The following is an 18,012-nucleotide window of genomic DNA, read 5'->3' on the forward strand; positions in this document are numbered from 1 at the left end:
ATTCAAACCATCTTCTCCGGCCGCACATACGTATCGAACTGCTCGCCTGTCAGCAAACCGCTCGCAATAGCCGCTTCGCGCAGCGTTGTGCCTTCCTTGTGTGCCTTCTTCGCGATCTTCGCTGCATTCTCATAACCAATATGCGGGTTAAGCGCGGTCACCAGCATAAGTGACTGCTCGAGGTTGCGCGTGATCGTAGCTTCATTCGGTTCAATACCTACCGCACAATGCTCATTGAAGGAATGCATCGCATCGGACAGCAGCCGTACCGAGTGCAGGTAGTTGTAAATAATGACCGGCTTGAACACGTTCAGCTCGAAGTTGCCTTGGCTCGCCGCGAAGCCGATTGCAGCATCGTTGCCCATGACTTGGCAGGCGACCATCGTCAGCGCCTCGCACTGCGTCGGATTGACCTTACCCGGCATAATCGAGCTTCCCGGCTCGTTCTCGGGAATAATCAGCTCGCCGATACCGCTGCGGGGTCCGCTTGCGAGCCATCTCACGTCGTTGGCGATTTTCATCAAGTTCGCCGCCAGCGCTTTGATCGCACCATGCGAGAAAACGATCGCATCATGGCTCGTCAACGAATGGAACTTGTTCGGCGCGGTTATGAACGATCGACCCGTCAGCGCACTCGCCTTCTCCGCTACAAGTACGGCAAAGCCCGGATGGGCATTGATGCCGGTACCGACAGCCGTACCGCCAAGCGCAAGGCTGCGCATCGCGTTCAAGCTCGACTTCAGCATCGCCTCCGTCTCCTGCAGCATCGCATGCCAGCCGCTCATCTCTTGACCGAGCGTTAGCGGCGTTGCGTCCTGCAGATGTGTACGACCGATTTTGACAATGCTGCTGAACTTCTCCGCCTTCGAAGCCAGCGTCTCGCTCAGCTCCGCCAATGCAGGCAGCAGTTGCTCCTCGACGGCAGTCACCCCAGCGATATGCATCGCCGCCGGGAACGTGTCGTTCGAGCTCTGCGACCGGTTCACATCATCGTTCGGATGGATGCGCGTCTCGCTCCCCTGCTGCTTCAGCCGATCGTTCGCCCGATGCGCCACCACTTCGTTTACATTCATATTCGTCTGGGTCCCGCTGCCGGTCTGCCAGACGACGAGCGGGAATTGATCATCCAATTGACCGCTCAATATATCATCGACCGCGCTGCCGATAGCAGATGCTTTCTCTGCATCTAATACGCCGAGCTGTTGGTTCGTTTCCGCCGCCGCTTTCTTCACGATTGCCATCGCACGAACGACTTCGATCGGCATGCGGTCGCCGCCTATTCGAAAATTCTCAAGGCTGCGCTGAGTTTGCGCCCCCCACAGCTTATCCGCGGGCACACGAATTTCGCCCATCGTATCCTTCTCAATCCGATATTCCATTGCAGCGCCTCCTCGCTCAATTTCGTCCATCACTCCCAATACTACCCTAATGAGGAAGAACATAAAACAGACCTTCTATCGTTTCGGCAGCCAGATCGGCTAAGCCAACGACGGAAGGTCTGTTCTAATTTCACGCGGCCAATAGAGGCCTTCGACTAATTTTAAGCCTGCGCTTTCGCGCTGCGGTAAGCTTCCATATACGCTGCCGCTTTGCGAGCGATCGACGTCAAATCGCCTGTCTTGGATGCTTCCTTCGTCAGATCGGAGCCAATCCCTACTGCCACTGCACCAGCTTTGATCCAATCCTTCAGATTATCCAGCGACACGCCGCCTGTCGGCATCAGATTCGCCTGCGGCAGCGGACCCTTAACAGCGCCGATAATGCTTGGCGAGAACAGGTTGCCTGGGAACAGCTTTACAATATCGACACCGAGCTCAAGAGCGCTCTGGATTTCATGAATCGTCATTGCGCCTGGGAGCACTGGAATGCTATAGCGGTTGCACAGCTTGATCGTATCTGGATTGAAAGCAGGAGCTACAACGTACTCCGCGCCTGCCAGAATCGCCGCGCGAGCCGTCTCTGGATCAAGCACCGTGCCAACGCCAATAATCGCAAAATTATCCGATTGCGGATCTGCCGTGCTGGAATATTCCGATGCCAGCTGCTCGATTGCGCGCAAAGCGAAAGGTACAGTCATCGTAATCTCAATCGCTTTAATGCCGCCGCGAATCGCTTGGCGTGCCATCTCTACGACTTCTTCAGCGGAATCGGCACGCAATACAGCGACAACGCCCGCTTCAGCCAGTAATCTCAACGTTGTTATTTTTTTCATCGTATATACACCTGACCATTCCATATTTCCCTTGCGGACGCATGCTGACAGCCGCCACACCTGCTATTCGCTGCGGGATAGAAAACGCTATTATTTCTATATCATTATAGTAAAGTTGCCGTGCCCGATCGTCAACACCCTGATATAGCAAAAAACGAGCCGCCTCTTGCCGGACAGCTCGCTTGTATTCGCATTATGATGTTGCCCCCTAAGTTTCTTTCCACTCCGTTAATACAATCGGCCCTCGCCCCGTAATAGCGATCGTGTGCTCGAATTGAGCCGATAACGCTCCATCCCGGGTTCGTGCTGTCCAGCCATCTGGTCCAACCCATACATCCGATGTTCCGGTCGTCAGAATCGGCTCGATCGTAATAACCATTCCTTGCTTCAGCAGCAGTCCTTTGCCGGCTTTCCCCTGATTCTCAACCTGCGGCGATTCATGAATGTTACGCCCGATTCCATGCCCTACGAAGCTGGTCACAACAGAGAAGCCCGCATCTTCGGCCGTTGCTTTCACGGCATGTCCGATGTCCCCTAACCTCTTGCCTGGAACCGCCTGCTTGATGGCTCGATCGAGGGCGCTGCGCGTTGCGCGCAGCAGCTTCTTAACGCGAGGAGTCGTTCGGCCGATCGGATAGGTCCAAGCCGAATCCGCCTTCCATCCGTCCACATCTGCAACCATGTCAATGGTGACGATATCGCCGTCCTCCAGCGGATCCATGTCCGGAAACCCATGGCAGACCACATCATTGACCGAGGCGCAGGTCGCGAACGGATAACCGAGATACCCTTTCTGTGCTGGCGTCGCTCCCCGTTCACGCATGAATCGCTCGACGAATCGATCAATCTCGAGTGTTGTCACGCCGGGAGCAATGCGAGTGGCGATGGCCCGATGGCATTCCGCTACGATTCGCCCTGCCTTGGCGATACGGCGAATCTCGTCTTCTGTTTTTCTTTCCATCACATATACCACCACTCCTGTCATTGTTCCTTAATACGTTTATTCGGATCGAAATAAACTCAGAACTTGCGTTCTCAAGAGCTCGTCTAAAGGCGAATAACTTGGGTTACCTATCACAAAGAGACTTCTCCAGCGCGTTAAGCTCCGGAGAAGTCTCTTCTTAGCCATTCATTAATTCCTATATAACTTACTCGTTCTAGCTATAATACGGCCAACCACTCGAATCCCACTGCAAGTCGCTTATGAGCATGTGGGCTGCCCCGTTCTCCGCTACGCTGTATGCATGACGGATAATGATATTCGTACCAGCGATGTCCTGACCTCCCGGCCCCTTCCAAGCGCCGTTGCCGCTGTCCATAACTGTACCGCCGCCATTTTTCATATCCACGCCGCTCTTATCAAGATAAGGGCCCGTGACGCTAGTGGAGCGGCCAACAGCGATTTTGTACGTGGAGTTAACGCCTTGACAGCAAGTGCCGATCGAGACGAACAGGTAGTAGTAGCCTGTGCTGCTGTTGTACACAACGCTGGAGCCCTCAATGCCGCCGCTCTTGGTTGCAATACGGTACGAGTTGCCCGTTGGCTTCATCGTGCTCTTATCAATAGCTGTGACATAGATACCGTTCCACCACGAGCCAAAGCTCATGTACAAGTTACCGTTCTTATCAGCGAACAGATTCGGGTCGATTGCGTTGTACGACGAAGACGTCGTCGACTTCAGCACCATGCCTTGGTCAACCCAGTCGCCCTTCGTGATGGACGTAGCCGTAACGAGACCGATCGCCGAGTTCTGCGAACCAAACGAAGAAATCGAATAGTACAGATAATACTTACCGTTGTAGTAGAAAATGTCCGGCGCCCATACATCCAACTTCGCATGGTTAGGAACTTGCTGCGCCCACCAAGCCGGTTCGCTCGCGAACACTTGAATGCCAAGGTTCCACGCCTTGCCGTCTGCGGACCAGTGTACCTGAATGCCTTGGCCCGTGCTGAATACCCAGCGTGTGCCGCTGCCTTCTTGAATATACGACGGGTCATGCGCATACGTATCTCCGGTCATTGCCCACGTGGAAGCGTATGCAGAGAAAATCGTTGAGAAAGCGAGTACTGCCGATAATACGAGCGTAACGAAATACTTAGCTTTTGACTTTAACACTTCTTCACACTCTCCTTATTCTTCAAATAGTTGAGCAGCGCGCTACATTCGGCTTCTTGATCAGAGAAACCCCGTCATTCACTCCCTTCCATCGGTTAAAATGAATACGCTTACATTTATCCTAAAAAACACAGCCTATAAACATATGCATTAACTATCCATGGCATGCATCCGTCAATAAGCTGTATCTAAAGGCATGAATTAACAACGTTATTAAATAATTAATGTATTCACTATAAATAATCTACTCCAATGACTGTTGCTAGTCAACCACATTTTTGAATAAAATATTCCATGGAATACAAAGTCATAATTGGATACGAAAACAAAGAGCGAAAGCCCTATAACGCTTTTGTTTCCTATAGGACTTTCGTATTCTTCAGCCTACAGCGAGACCTTCCTCTCGAGGAACAGCGCGTAGAAAAAAGAGATTTCACTGGCGCAGAGCGCCAGTGAAATCTCTTTTTTTCTCGTTATTAATCGACATGTACTTATTTTAGTTATAATACGGCCAACCGCTTGAATCCCACTGCAGGTCGCTGATGAGCAGCTTAGGCGCCCCATTCTCTGCTACGCTGTAAGCATGGCGCGCTATGACGTTCGTACCGTAAATGTCTTGGCCGCCCGGTCCCTTCCATGCGCTGTTGCCGCTGTCAAGGACGGTTGCGCCGCCATTCTTCATGTCGACGCCGTTCTTATCGTAGTACGGCCCGAACACGCTCGTCGAACGTCCGACCGCTACCTGGTAAGTCGAATTAACGCCTTGGCAGCAAGCGCCGATCGATACGAACAGATAATAATAGCCCGTGCTGCTGTTGTACACGATGCTGGAGCCTTCAATGCCGCCGTCCTTCGTCGCGACGCGGTACGAGTTGCCTGTCGGTTTCATCGTGTTCTTATCGATTGCCGTAACATAGATTCCCGCAAACCACGAGCCGAAGCTCATGTACAGGTTGCCGTTCTTATCTGCAAACAGGTTAGGATCGATTGCGTTATACGTATTCGAGGATGTCGATTTCAGCACCAAACCCTGGTCAACCCAGTCGCCCTTCGTAATGGACGTACAAGTGACGAGGCCGATCGCCGAAGTCTGCGAACCGAACGAAGAAATCGAATAGTACAGATAGTACTTGCCGTTATAGTAATAAATGTCTGGCGCCCATACATCCAATTTCGTATGGTTCGGAACCTCCTGAGCCCACCAGGATGGTTCGCTGGAGAAGATCTGGGTACCGCGATTCCAAGCCTGCCCATCCGCCGACCAGAGCACTTGAATGCCTTGGCCCGTGCTGAACACCCACCGTGTTCCTGTACCATTCTCGGCGATATAGGACGGGTCATGCACATTCGTATCGCCTGTCAGCGTCCAAGTGGAAGCGTATGCAGAAAAAATCGTTGAAAAAGCGAGAACCGCCGATAGTACGAGCGTAACGAAATATTTACCCTTAATCTTAGCCTTTGACATAATCATTCTTCACACTCTCCTTGTTAAAATAGTTTGAGCAGCGCGCTACAACTGGCTTCTTGATCAGAGAAACCCCATCATTCACCTCCCTTATTAATGAATACGCTTTCATTTATCCTGAAAAACACAGCTTATAAACATTTGCATTAACTATTATCTGGCATGCATCCGTCAATAAGCTGTATTAAAAGGGATAAATTAATGATGTTATTATGTAATTAATATATTTACTATAAATAATCTACTCGATGGAATGTTGCTAGTCAACTACATTTTTCAATTAACTTCACTATGGATGCTAAAGTCATAAATGAATTCGTTAACTAAAACGAAAGCCCCATCGAGTCGTTATCGTCGATAGGGCTTTCGCGCTGATTTTAGTTTTTAGAATGCTGGTACAACTGCACCATTGTATTTATCTTCGATGAACTTCTTAACCGTATCGCTGTTCAGCGCTTTCGCCAGCTTCTGCATCGCTTCGCTGTCCTTGTTGTCTGGACGGGACACGAGAATGTTCACATATGGGGAATCTTTGCTCTCAAGGAACAGCGCATCCTTCGTCGGTACAAGATTTGCCTCCAGCGCATAGTTCGTGTTGATGATCGCCATATCGACCTCATCCAACACGCGCGGAAGCATTGCTGCCTCCAGCTCTTTGATGCTGAGCTTCTTCGGATTGTCGACGATGTCGCTGACTGTAGCGTTGACGCCAACGCCTTCCTTCAGCTTCAGGAAACCATTCTTCTCGAGCAGCAGCAGCGCGCGTCCGCCGTTGGTTGCATCGTTCGGAATCGCAATCTTCGCGCCATCCTTCAACTCATCAACCTTCGCGATCTTCTTGGAGTAAGCGCCAAGCGGCTCCAGATGGACGCCCGTTACGGTAACAAGGTCGTAGCCTTTATCTTTGTTGAACTGCTCCAAGTATGGCGTGTGTTGGAAGAAGTTCGCATCCAGCTGCTTTTCATACACTTGAACGTTCGGCTGGATGTAATCGTTGAATTCAACGATTTCCAGGTTAACGCCCTGCTCCTTCAGAAGCGGTTGAATTTCTTTCAAAATCTCAGCGTGGGGAACCGGCGTAGCGCCGACCTTAAGCGTAACCTCTTGCGCCTCCGTCCCTTCGCCCGTCGTGCCGTTGTTCGTCTCCTCTTTCTTCGAACCGCACGCCGCAAGCGTGAATACCATCATCATCGCAACCGCCAGTACGGCCCATTGCTTCCAAGTCTTCTGTTGTTTCATGGTGTAAGCCCTCCACTTTCTCTAGGTGTTCATTATTTTCTGCTGAACTTGCGGACTAACGCATCGCCAACCGACTGCAGCACCTGCACAAGCACGACCAGCAGGACGACGGTCACGAACATGACATCGGGCTGGAACCGTTGATAGCCATAACGCAGCGCCAAGTCGCCAAGACCGCCGCCGCCAATAACGCCTGACATCGCGGTGAACGAGACAAGCGTAACCGCCGTAATCGTTACCGCTGCGATCAAGCCTGTCCGCGCTTCGGGGATCAGCACTTTGCGCACGATATCCCAGCTTGAAGCACCCATCGCTTGCGCTGCTTCAATTACGCCGCGATCGACTTCGCGAAGCGACGTCTCAACAAGCCTCGCGAAGAACGGCGCAGCCGCAACAACAAGCGGCGGAATCGAGCCTTCAACGCCGATCGATGTCCCTGTCAGCCATTTGGTGAACGGCATAATCGAAATCATCAGGATGATGAACGGGACCGATCGGAAGATGTTGACGATGATCGACAGCACCGAATATATAACAGGCTGGCTCAGCAGTTGACCACGTCCGGTAAGGAACAGGATGATGCCAAGAATAAGACCGAGAATAATGGTGAAAACAAGCGACAGCCCCAGCATATGAAGCGTATGGCCTGTCTCCGTCCATATCTCATCCCAACGCACATTCTCGAACGTCATGCGAGCACCTCCGCTTCCAAGCCCTCTTCATGCAGACGCCGCACGATGCGTTCGACATCCTCGCCGCTTCCCCGAACATCGACGATCAACTGGCCGTAAGGAATGTGTTTCATACGCGAGACCGTCCCCTGCAAAATCGAGAATGACGCTCCCGTCTCCTTAACGGCTTCGAACAATACCGGCTCAAACGTCGACTCGCCTTTGAATCGAATGCGCAACAGCTTGCCTTTGCGCATGCTGTCCAAACTGCTCAGCGACTCGCCGGACGCTTCGGATGATTGGGCCACGAATTCCTTGGCCACATTGCTGCGGGGATGCAGGAACACGTCGATCACATCGCCCATCTCAACGATCTCGCCGCCATCGATAACGGCTACCCGGTCACAGATCGTACGAATGACGTGCATCTCATGCGTAATAAGCATGATGGTAAGTCCAAGCTTCTCATTGATGCCGAGCAGCAGCGACAGAATGGAATCGGTCGTCTGAGGATCGAGCGCCGAAGTCGCCTCGTCGCACAGCAATACTTCCGGACGATTCGCAAGCGCCCGCGCAATGCCGACACGCTGCTTCTGTCCGCCCGACAGCTGCGATGGATATTTGTCGCCATGGCCTTCGAGCCCGACCAATCCGATAAGCTCGTCCACACGAGCTTTCATTTCGGCCCGCGGCGTCTTAGCCAGCTTCAATGGAAAGGCTATATTGTCCCGTACAGTAGCTGTCGATAACAGGTTAAAATGTTGAAAAATAATGCCGATGCGCCGCCGATGCTGCTGCAGCTGCCTCCCGCTCAGACGGGTCAAATCCGTATCGCCTACAATAACGCTGCCCGTCGTTGGCCGCTCCAACAGATTGACGCAGCGGAGCAGCGTGCTTTTACCCGCGCCGGAATGACCAATAACGCCGAATATTTCGCCCTTCCGAACATGAAGATCGATTCCGCGAATCGCTTCTGTCGTTATCGAACCGACGCGATAAGTCTTGCTGACTGACTTAAGTTCGATCAGAATGAAAACCTCCGTAAAGTGACGTTTATTAACAGTCTAACCAACCTTGCCGATTACAATGAAACGGTCGCCTTTACAACTTCAATCTTTTTCCAAGGAAAAAGATTACAATCCCGACTCAGTTAGTAGGATTTAATTATAGGGTGGCGATTTGACAACTGTCAACGAGGGATATATTGGAAGTAATCAACGTCTGAACAATAAGAAAGCCTTGCCCATATGGGCAAGGCTTATATGTGTATGCTGCAATCTGCCGATTATCCGACGGAGGAGTTTAGTTTGCCGAGTTCGTCTTCCACTAGCATCGTTAATTCTTCTTCGTAGCCACCCGTGATCCGATATTTGCGAATGTAGTCCTTCACAAATTTCCGAGGATCCTTCGGCTGGAAAATGCGCGTGAGCTCTTTCAGGCTTTCCTTGACTTCATTCTGGCTATGTTTGGCCATGAAATCTCCCCCCTAAGCGTTGGATGGCGATCCTTTAACTTCACGGTACGATTACGGAAGGCGGCACGGCATCCGCACCAGACTTTGCTAAGGAATGGAGCGGCTCCCATGGACAAGAGGTTGGACAATAAGCAAATTATTTGAACTTTTCTTACTATTATACCACTTAGCCAATTGCTATAAAAGGGAATTGTCTGATTTATTCAGAACCTTTAATAAATTTTTACAAAATTCGTGCCTAACTACAATTTCTGATCTCCATCTTCCGACAATAATTGCGAGTCCAGTTGTTGAGAGGGCACTGTGATTCGTGAATTGCTGTCGCTCGTCACCGATGGATGAACGGTTGAATCCGCGTTTTTCCTAAACATCCGCAGATAGGCAACAACGCCTGCGACAGCTACTGCTACGCCAAATACGACTACAAGGGCCGTCACCCATCCTTCAACCATCAAGATGCCCCCTCACGTCCGATTTTCCATATAAAGTTAAGTATAACGAAAATAGAGGCTCCTTTCAACCAAGCCCCCCCTGCACTAAACAGGTGCGCTGACCGCACGGAAGGCGCCGCTTGCCCATGCGAGCAATTCGCCTTCCGGCCCATGAATACGTCCCTCCATCGTCGCCGTGCGCCTAGATCGATGAACCATGGACGCTGTACATCGCAGCTCACCGCCAGTGGATGGCGCTAAGTAATGAATATTCAATTGCGCAGTTACAAGCAGTTCGCCTGGAAACGTATGCATCAATGCCAGCCCCATCGTATTATCGAGCAACGAGGCGAGAACGCCGCCATGTACGATCCCGCCCATGTTCAGATGCCGCTCTGCGCATACGAGACGGACCGCCGCTTTCTCTACCTCTACATACTCGACCTCACAGCCGAGCGTCCCCCAGAAAGTCGATCGAGCCTTCGCCTCCAGCTGTGCCCAATCCTCTGGTTCCGGCGGCATAGCAGCACCCTCCCCTTTGCTTTTTGAACTTCCTATCGTTTACGACTGACCTTCAAGCTCCTCGTGCAGCTTCCGCTTCAACACTTTGCCAATGATCGACTTCGGCAGATCATCGCGAAACTCGTACACATGCGGCACCTTGAACGATGCGAGCCTCTCCCTGCACCATCGGTTCAGCTCCTCAGCGGTTAGCTGGACGCCGTCCTTGGGTACAATGTACGCTTTCACCGACTCACCGCGATAATCGTCTTTGATGCCGATAATCGCAGCTTCGCGAACGCCTGGATGCTCATAAAGAACTTCTTCTACCTCACGAGGATATATATTAAAGCCGCCTGCAATAATGACATCCTTAATGCGATCTACAATTGCAAAATAGCCTTCGTCATCCATCGTTGCAAGGTCGCCTGTATGCAGCCAGCCGTCCTTCAACACCTTGGCGGTCTCCTCCGGCCGATTCCAATACCCCTTCATCACTTGGGGGCCGTGAACCACGATCTCTCCAACCTCTCCGATCGCTACCGGCTCCCCCGTCTCGGGATTAACGATTCTGCAATCGGTGTCCGGCAGCGGAAGTCCGATCGTGCCGTTCTTGCGGCGTTCCCAGATCGGATTCACATGCGTCACCGGTGATGCCTCCGTAAGGCCGTAGCCTTCGATCAGCCGTCCTCCTGTAATGGCCTCGAACCGTTGCTGGACTTCAAGCGGCAGCGGCGCGGAACCGCTAATGGCAATCTCAATCGAAGACAGATCCATCTTCGCGGCTTGCGGATGATTGATCAGCGCTACATACATCGTAGGAGCGCCGGGGAATATCGTTGCCTTCTTGCTGCGTATCGTCTCCAGCACCTGCACAATATCGAATCGCGGGAGCAGGATGAGCTCTCCGGCTTTATATACCGACAAATTCATCAGCACCGTCAGGCCAAAAACATGAAAAAGCGGCAGTGCAGCAAGAAAACGTTCCTTGCCCTCTCTAACGCGGTAGCACCAGGCTGACGCCTGCACCATGTTGGCGACTAGATTGCGATGCGTCAACATGACGCCTTTCGCAACCCCCGTTGTGCCGCCTGTATATTGCAGCTGCGCCAAATCGCTCGCTGGATCAATGACAGAATGGATCGTCGGGTCTGGCTTCGCCTCCGCCATCAGGCGCGAGTAGGAATGTATGCCAAGCTTGCCGTACGGAATGTCAGGGCGAAAGCCGTCTCTGCGCTGTTTGATTGGGTATAGTATATTTTTCGGAAAAGGAAGCCCATCTTTAATAGATGTTACGATAACATTTTGCAAAGCCGGCACGGGACCTTCTTCAGGCTTCTCGCCGCGAACGCGCGAAACGCGCGGATACAGCAGATCGACGGTTATCAGAACCGATGCGCCGCTGTCCGCCAGCTGATGCTGAAGCTCCCGCTCCACATAAATCGGATTCGTCTGCACAACAATAGCGCCGGTCAGCAGCGCGCCATAATACGCAATGACCGCCTGCGGGCAGTTAGGCAGCATAATCGCAACGCGGTCGCCCTTCGCAACGCCGAGTCGCCGGAGCGCGTCCGCCATGCGGCGAACGTCCTCCAGCAGCTTTGAATAAGTCAACGTTTTGCCTAGAAAATGAATCGCCGGCCGATCGCCGTACTTGCTCGCGCTATCCAACAGCAGATCGGGTATCGACTTGTTCGGGTAGTCGTAAGATTCGGCTACCTCCTTCGGATAATGACGCAGCCATGGACGCGGGTTGCTTAGTTCCATCGTCCTCACCCTTTCCGATCCGAATGGGCTCTGCAGTCCTTAACACACTCACACGACGACGTAGCGACCCGATTCCTTCACCTTCGCGGCAATGGAACGCTTGATGGCGATCGTATCGACGACCGGGGCGCGCATCAGCTTCTTCAGCACCGACAGCTGCACTTGCAGCGAATCCCCTTGTTCCAGAGCGGCGAGCGTCTTCTTCGCCAGCGTTTCGATCTTCTCCATCGTGTTCTGGACGAAAACTGTCGTCATCTGGATGGCGTTCTCCGCACGCGCCTCGCCGCTGCTCGCGATAAGCTTGCGGACACGAAGCAGCGCACTCTCCATCGCATAGATGCCGATCATGATATCCGCCAGCGCGACAAGCACCTCCTGCTCCTGTTCAAGCCGAAGGCCAAGCTTCTGGACGGCAGCCCCGCCAACGGCGAGGAATGTCTTCTTCGCCTGCGCAAGGCGGTACGACTCCAGGCTGAGCGTGTCTTCGAACGAAGGAAGCGGCATCGGCTGCAGCAACTCCTCCTGAAGCGCGCGGGCTTTGCGCAGAAGCGGCAGATCGCCCTTCAGCGCTTTCTTCATCAAGGTGCCGGGAATGAGCATCCGATTGATTTCATTCGTTCCTTCAAAAATGCGGTTGATGCGCGAATCGCGGTATATCCGTTCGATTTTGTACTCTTGGATGTAGCCGTACCCGCCATGAATCTGCACGCCTTCGTCTGCAATAAGATCCAGCGCTTCCGTCGCGAATACCTTAACGATCGAGCATTCCAGCGCGTACTCGGCAATCGCCTTCGCCGCCTGCGCGCCTGCGTCCGGCGCATTCGGATCAGCCGTAGCAAGCCGTTCATCAATCAGACCGGCAGTCCGGTAGACGATGCTCTCCGTGACGAAAGCAGCGATGTTCATATCCGCCAGCTTCTCGCCAATGAGCGGGAACGAAGCGATCGGACGACCGAACTGCTTGCGTCCAGCCGCATAGTTCGCCGCGAGCGCAATGGCCTCCTTAGCTGTGCCGACGCATCCTGCGCCTAATTTGAATCGGCCGATGTTAAGAATGTTGAAGGCGATCAGATGGCCTTTGCCGACCTCGCCCAGTACGTTACTGACGGGAACCGGTGCATCCTCGAAGAACAGCGGGCAGGTCGAAGAACCTTTGATGCCCATCTTCTTCTCCTCTGGACCAACCGTAAATCCAGGCGTTCCCCGTTCGACAATAAAGGCTGTGAAGTGATCGCCATCCACCTTCGCATATACGATGAAGACGTCCGCGAACGCGGCATTCGTAATGTACAGCTTGGAGCCGTTAAGCAAATAATGCGTGCCGTCCGGCGTCAGCCTCGCAATCGTCCGCGCGCCAAGCGCATCAGAGCCCGAGCCCGGCTCGGTCAGACAGTAGGACGCGATTCGCGCGCCGGCCGCCAAGTCTGGCAAGTAGGCCGCCTTCTGCTCCGGCGTGCCGAAGAACACGATCGGCAGCGTCCCGATGCCGACATGCGCACCGACGGACAGCGCGAACGAAGAGGCTTCCGCCATCGTCTCCGAAAGCAGCGTCGTGCTTACTTTGTCGAGACCAAGTCCCCCGTACGCCTCTGGCACATCCGCACCAAGCAATCCGAGCTCGCCCGCTTTGCGCATAAGTTCTACGGTCAGCTTATAGTCCAGCTTCTCAAGCTGTTCATCTCTTGGCTTCACTTCACCCTGCACGAATGCCCGTGCCGCATCTGCCATCATCCGCTGCTCATCCGTCAAATCTTCTGGGGTTACCACTTCCGCCGGATCCGTATCGTCTATGACAAAACGGCCGCCGCTTGGCGCTTTGTCTGCTGCCATAAGCCGCTCCACTCCTCTCGTTATTGGTTGCTCGATACGGACGGGTACTCCGCTTCGAACACACCTGCCGCACCCATGCCGCCGCCAACGCACATGGAAACAACGCCATATCGGGCGCCGCGTCGCTTCAGCTCATGCAGCAGCGATACCGTCAGCTTCGCACCGGTGCAGCCAAGCGGATGACCAAGCGCGATGGCGCCGCCGTTCACGTTGACTGTATGTTCAGGGATTCCGAGATCTCGAATAATCGGGACGCACTGAGCGGCGAACGCCTCGTTCAGCTCGTATAGATCAACCTGCTGCTGCGTTATGCCCGCGCGCCTAAGCGCCTTCGGAATCGCTTCGATCGGCCCGATGCCCATGATCTCCGGCGCCACGCCGGCAACTGCATAAGAGCGGTAAGACGCTATCGGCTGTATGCCCAGCTCCTCGGCCCGACCTCTGCTCATGACGACTACCGCTGCTGCACCGTCGCTCATCTGCGAAGCGTTGCCTGCCGTTACCGTACCGTCGCGGGCGAAGGATGGCTTGAGCTTGCTGAGACGTTCCGCTGTCGTATCGGGTCTGACCCCTTCATCGGTGTCAAAAATAAGCCGCTTCTCGCGCGGCCTTCCGGAGACGTCTACACTGCCGATGACCGCTTCAATCGGCACGATCTCATCCCGGAAGCGGCCGGCTGCAATTGCTGCAGCCGCCTTGGCGTGGCTTGCCGCCGCGAATTGATCCTGCGCTTGTCGGCTCACATCGTACCGCCGCGCAACCTCCTCCGCGGTGTGCCCCATGCCCATGTAGGCTTCAGGCATCGAGTCGACAATGGAGGGATGCGGCGAAAGCCGGAAGCCGGTCATCGGCACATGGCTCATGCTCTCAACGCCGCCGGCGATGATTACATCGGCATCGCCCAATTGAATCCGCTCGGCTGCGAATGCGATCGCCTGCAACCCGGAGGCACAGAAACGATTGACGGTAAGCGCGGGCACCGTGTTCGGAAATCCCGCGTATAGGGACATGATCCGGGCAAAGTTGAGCCCCTGCTCTCCCTCCGGCATCGCGCAGCCGATGATGACATCCTCTACATCGGCCGCCGTCAATCCGGGCACTCGCTCAATGGCTGCCCGCAGCACCGCTCGGCCCAGGTCCTCGGCACGCGTCTGCGCGAGGGCGCCTCTCTTCGCTTTGCCGACCGCGGTGCGGACGGCCGACACAATGACGGGTTCGCGTTCCCGATCGATTGGCATGCGCTCATCTCCTTACGCGATGATTTATAAGTCATAGAGGTAGTTCAAAAAGTCCGCTTAACTTTTTGAACACGCACTCATTGGGATAGTCAACTGGTCAATTGCGAAGCGGTTTGCCGGTTTCGAGCATGTAACGCATCCGCTGCTGTGTCAGCGGTTCGCCGAGCAGTGCTAGAAAAGCCTCACATTCAAGGTCGAGCAAATACTGCTCGCTCACCTCTGCGCCAGGCGCTGCGTCACCTCCCGCGATTACATGGGCAAGCTTCGTGGCGATTCGCGCATCGTGCGCGCTGATGTACCCGCCTCGCTTCATTGAATCGACCGCGAGCAGCAGAATGGCCTTGCCTTCTCGGCCTGCGATCGGTATGCGGACGTTCGGATCTGGCGCTGAGTAGCCCGCTTGATCGAGCGCGAGCACCGCTCGCTTGGCCTCAGCGATACGGGCGTCCTGCCTGGCGATGACCGTATCCTGCGGTCGTTTAAACCCAAGTGAGGCAGCTTCGTAACCGCTCGTCGTCGTCTTAGCCATCGCAATCGTCTCGAACAGCGGCACCAGCTGCTCATGCAAGGAGCCCGCATGCCCTGTCGTAGCACGAGATGCAGCTAGAATGGCTGCTTCCTTACAGCCCCCGCCCGCTGGGATAAGACCAACGCCTGTCTCGACAAGTCCGAAATACGTCTCCGGCGAGAAAATAATCTGATCCGCAGGCAGACAAGCTTCAACTCCGCCGCCAAGCGTCATCCGATGCGGCGCTGCGACGACGGGCCGATCGAGCCTCTTCAGACGGAGCATGCTGTCTTGGAACGTACGGATGATCTCCTCGACTTCATCCCATTCCCCGCTCTGCGCCTCCATGAGCAGCAGCATCAGGTTGGCGCCTACGCAGAAATTCCGTCCCTCGTTCGCCAGCACAAGCCCGCGCCAGTTGCGACCGACCTCCTCCGCCGAGCGGCGTACAGCGCTCAGAATGTCCGCTCCGATCGCATTGTTCTGCGAATGGAATTCCAAGCATGCGACGTCTTCGCCCAGGTCGATAAGGCTGGCGCCTGAGTTGCTGAATATCGTGCGGCCGGAAGATTTGAGCGCTGCGAGCGAGATCGTGTCCGGCGGCTCCTGCAGCTCGCGATAACGTCCGTCCGACACGTAGAAACGATTGAGTCCCTCTTGCTGATAGAAGGTCCGCTTGCCCAAAGTAAGCCAATCTTCTACCCACGTCGGAATTTCGTCGCCTTCGGCTTTCATACGATTGACCGTCCGTTCAACCCCGAGCGCATCCCACAAGGCAAACGGGCCAAGCTCCCAATTGAATCCCCACTCCATCGCGCGGTCGATATCAACGATGTTGTCGGCGATAATACCAACCTGGCGAGCTGCATATAGCAGCGTCCTTTTCAGCGAGTACCATGCGAACAACGCGTAGCGAACATCCTTCGGCAGTGCCGTAGGCGAAGGTGCCGGATTAGGCGTTGCAGCCGCAGGGACAACATCCGCTTGTGATGGTGTTGGGGCTGCTGCCGGCTCTGCGATTCCCGTTAAGGATACGGTCTCGTTGTTCGGCTGCTGCTGATGTTGCTGGGCGCCAGTATTCGGTGCAGTTGACGCCTGCGGGTCAACGGACGGGGGTGCTGATTGGCTAGATGTGTGCTGGGCTGGCAGTATAGGCGCCTTCCACACGCCGGCCAACAGCGCTTGCGCCTTGGCGCCTGCTCCTTTGGCTGCCTTGGATGCGTCGATAATCGGCGATGATACTTTCGCTGAAGGCGCGTATTCATGCGTTTGCAGCGATAGAGCTTCAATCTCGCTGCGGCCGGAAGCCGAGCGCTGCTTGCGGTAGAAGCCGCCGCCGCTTTTTTCGCCGAGACGTCCCTCTGCCACCAGTCGCTCTAATACAGCCGGCCTTACGAATACGCTCGCATCCTCAGGGTCGCTGCTCCGCTCCCGCACGTTGTCGACCACATGAAGCAGCGTATCGAGTCCGACGAGATCGAGCATGCGGAACGTTGCTGTCTTCGGCCGGCCGATCGCGGGTCCCGTCAATGCGTCTACTTCCTCCACCGTCAGGCCGAACCGCTCTTGTTCTTCCAGCGTGACCATCATGCCGTACGTGCCGATCCGGTTCGCAATGAAATTTGGCGTATCCTTTGCCACAACGACTCCCTTGCCGAGCTGGCGCTCGCACACCTCGGTCAGACGGAGCAGCGCGGAGACGTCCGTATCCGGCGTCGGAACGATCTCGACCAGCTTCATGTACCGCGGCGGGTTGAAGAAATGCGTCGCCATAAAATGCTGCCGGAAGTCGCTGCTTCTCCCCTCCGCCAGTGCAGTTACCGACAGTCCCGACGTATTCGTGCTGACCAACGAGCCAGTGCCTCGGTTCCGTTCGATGATGTCGAGTACATTGCGTTTAATGTCTTTCCGCTCGGTGACGGCCTCGACAATCCACTCGGCGTCGGCGAGAACGCCAGCATCGTCCTCTAAGCAGGCCGGACTGATGCGATTCACGAATGCTGAATCATAAAGCGCTGCCGGCTTGGATGTTTTCAGCTTCGCGATAGCCGCCGTTGCAAGCCGCCGCCTCACCTCGGGACGCTCGAGCGTCAGTCCCGCCTTCTCCTCCTCTGGCGTCAATGCGCGCGGTGCGATATCAAGCAGCGTGACACGCATCCCCGCATTCGCGAGATGGCCGGCAATCGCCGCTCCCATCACGCCGGAGCCGATTACCGCCGCACGGCGAATCGGTCGATCGGAATGTCTCACGTAGGCCCCTCCTTTTTCTACCCTCCTGTGTCCTCCCTGCTAGGGAGGATTGCAGGGGCGTTGCCCCTGCGACCCCTGAATTGACTTAGGGGCTGCGCCCCTTGGAACCCCGCTAGTGGTAGGGGCTCTGCCCCTCGCGACCCCTTGATGATAGGGGCTGCACCCCTTGAAACCCATTGATTTCTACCAACAGAGGATTCCAAGGGCTTACCCTTGGACCTCTTTCATTTTTTTCTACCCACCCAAACCCTCCCTGCAAGGGAGGGCCCCAAAGGTCGTGTGACCTCTGGACTCCTCACAAGGACGCAC

The 18,012-nt window shown here is 54.7% G+C and carries 15 protein-coding genes; all 15 read right to left on the reverse strand.

The window, feature by feature from the left end; genetic code table 11:
* Window positions 1-2: 2 nt before the first annotated feature.
* Window positions 3-1,379, reverse strand: coding sequence for a class II fumarate hydratase (gene fumC / locus H8B09_RS20455; protein WP_191205420.1), 1,377 nt, complete (start codon window positions 1,377-1,379; stop codon window positions 3-5).
* A gap of 161 nt (window positions 1,380-1,540) precedes the next feature.
* Window positions 1,541-2,212, reverse strand: coding sequence for a bifunctional 2-keto-4-hydroxyglutarate aldolase/2-keto-3-deoxy-6-phosphogluconate aldolase (locus H8B09_RS20460; protein WP_191205421.1), 672 nt, complete (start codon window positions 2,210-2,212; stop codon window positions 1,541-1,543).
* A 208-nt stretch (window positions 2,213-2,420) separates the two neighbouring features.
* Window positions 2,421-3,173, reverse strand: coding sequence for a type I methionyl aminopeptidase (gene map, locus H8B09_RS20465; RefSeq protein ID WP_224753855.1), 753 nt, complete (start codon window positions 3,171-3,173; stop codon window positions 2,421-2,423).
* 196 nt (window positions 3,174-3,369) lie between these two features.
* Window positions 3,370-4,329 carry a family 43 glycosylhydrolase gene (locus H8B09_RS20470; RefSeq protein ID WP_318152669.1) on the reverse strand — a complete coding sequence of 320 codons (960 nt, stop codon included), beginning with the start codon at window positions 4,327-4,329 and terminating at the stop codon, window positions 3,370-3,372.
* Window positions 4,330-4,825: 496 nt separating this feature from the next.
* Window positions 4,826-5,800, reverse strand: coding sequence for a family 43 glycosylhydrolase (locus H8B09_RS20475; RefSeq protein WP_318152670.1), 975 nt, complete (start codon window positions 5,798-5,800; stop codon window positions 4,826-4,828).
* 378 nt (window positions 5,801-6,178) lie between these two features.
* The gene (locus tag H8B09_RS20480) at window positions 6,179-7,033 is read right to left on the reverse strand and encodes a MetQ/NlpA family ABC transporter substrate-binding protein (protein WP_191205423.1); all 855 of its coding nucleotides are present in this window, start codon (window positions 7,031-7,033) and stop codon (window positions 6,179-6,181) included.
* A gap of 32 nt (window positions 7,034-7,065) precedes the next feature.
* Window positions 7,066-7,725, reverse strand: a complete 660-nt coding sequence (locus H8B09_RS20485) for a methionine ABC transporter permease (protein ID WP_191205424.1) — start codon at window positions 7,723-7,725, stop codon at window positions 7,066-7,068.
* On the reverse strand, window positions 7,722-8,732 hold the full coding sequence (locus H8B09_RS20490) for a methionine ABC transporter ATP-binding protein (RefSeq protein WP_191205674.1): 1,011 nt from the start codon (window positions 8,730-8,732) through the stop codon (window positions 7,722-7,724). Before H8B09_RS20490 ends, H8B09_RS20485 begins: the two co-directional genes overlap by 4 nt.
* 257 nt (window positions 8,733-8,989) lie before the next feature.
* Window positions 8,990-9,178: a hypothetical protein gene (locus H8B09_RS20495; RefSeq protein ID WP_006038752.1), complete on the reverse strand. Its 189-nt coding sequence runs from the start codon at window positions 9,176-9,178 to the stop codon at window positions 8,990-8,992.
* A gap of 242 nt (window positions 9,179-9,420) precedes the next feature.
* Complete coding sequence (locus tag H8B09_RS20500; RefSeq protein WP_191205425.1) at window positions 9,421-9,630, reverse strand: hypothetical protein; 210 nt, start codon at window positions 9,628-9,630, stop codon at window positions 9,421-9,423.
* An 84-nt stretch (window positions 9,631-9,714) separates the two neighbouring features.
* Complete coding sequence (locus tag H8B09_RS20505; RefSeq protein ID WP_191205426.1) at window positions 9,715-10,131, reverse strand: PaaI family thioesterase; 417 nt, start codon at window positions 10,129-10,131, stop codon at window positions 9,715-9,717.
* 39 nt (window positions 10,132-10,170) lie between these two features.
* On the reverse strand, window positions 10,171-11,877 hold the full coding sequence (locus H8B09_RS20510; protein ID WP_191205427.1) for a long-chain-fatty-acid--CoA ligase: 1,707 nt from the start codon (window positions 11,875-11,877) through the stop codon (window positions 10,171-10,173).
* 48 nt (window positions 11,878-11,925) lie between these two features.
* Window positions 11,926-13,707, reverse strand: a complete 1,782-nt coding sequence (locus tag H8B09_RS20515; RefSeq protein WP_191205428.1) for an acyl-CoA dehydrogenase FadE — start codon at window positions 13,705-13,707, stop codon at window positions 11,926-11,928.
* Window positions 13,708-13,727: 20 nt separating this feature from the next.
* Window positions 13,728-14,945: an acetyl-CoA C-acyltransferase gene (locus tag H8B09_RS20520; protein ID WP_191205429.1), complete on the reverse strand. Its 1,218-nt coding sequence runs from the start codon at window positions 14,943-14,945 to the stop codon at window positions 13,728-13,730.
* Window positions 14,946-15,042: 97 nt separating this feature from the next.
* Window positions 15,043-17,703: a 3-hydroxyacyl-CoA dehydrogenase/enoyl-CoA hydratase family protein gene (locus tag H8B09_RS20525; protein WP_191205430.1), complete on the reverse strand. Its 2,661-nt coding sequence runs from the start codon at window positions 17,701-17,703 to the stop codon at window positions 15,043-15,045.
* Window positions 17,704-18,012: the final 309 nt, after the last annotated feature.

It is taken from the genome of Paenibacillus terricola, assembly GCF_014779765.1.
GTDB classification, from domain to species: Bacteria; Bacillota; Bacilli; order Paenibacillales; family Paenibacillaceae; genus Paenibacillus_T; species Paenibacillus_T terricola.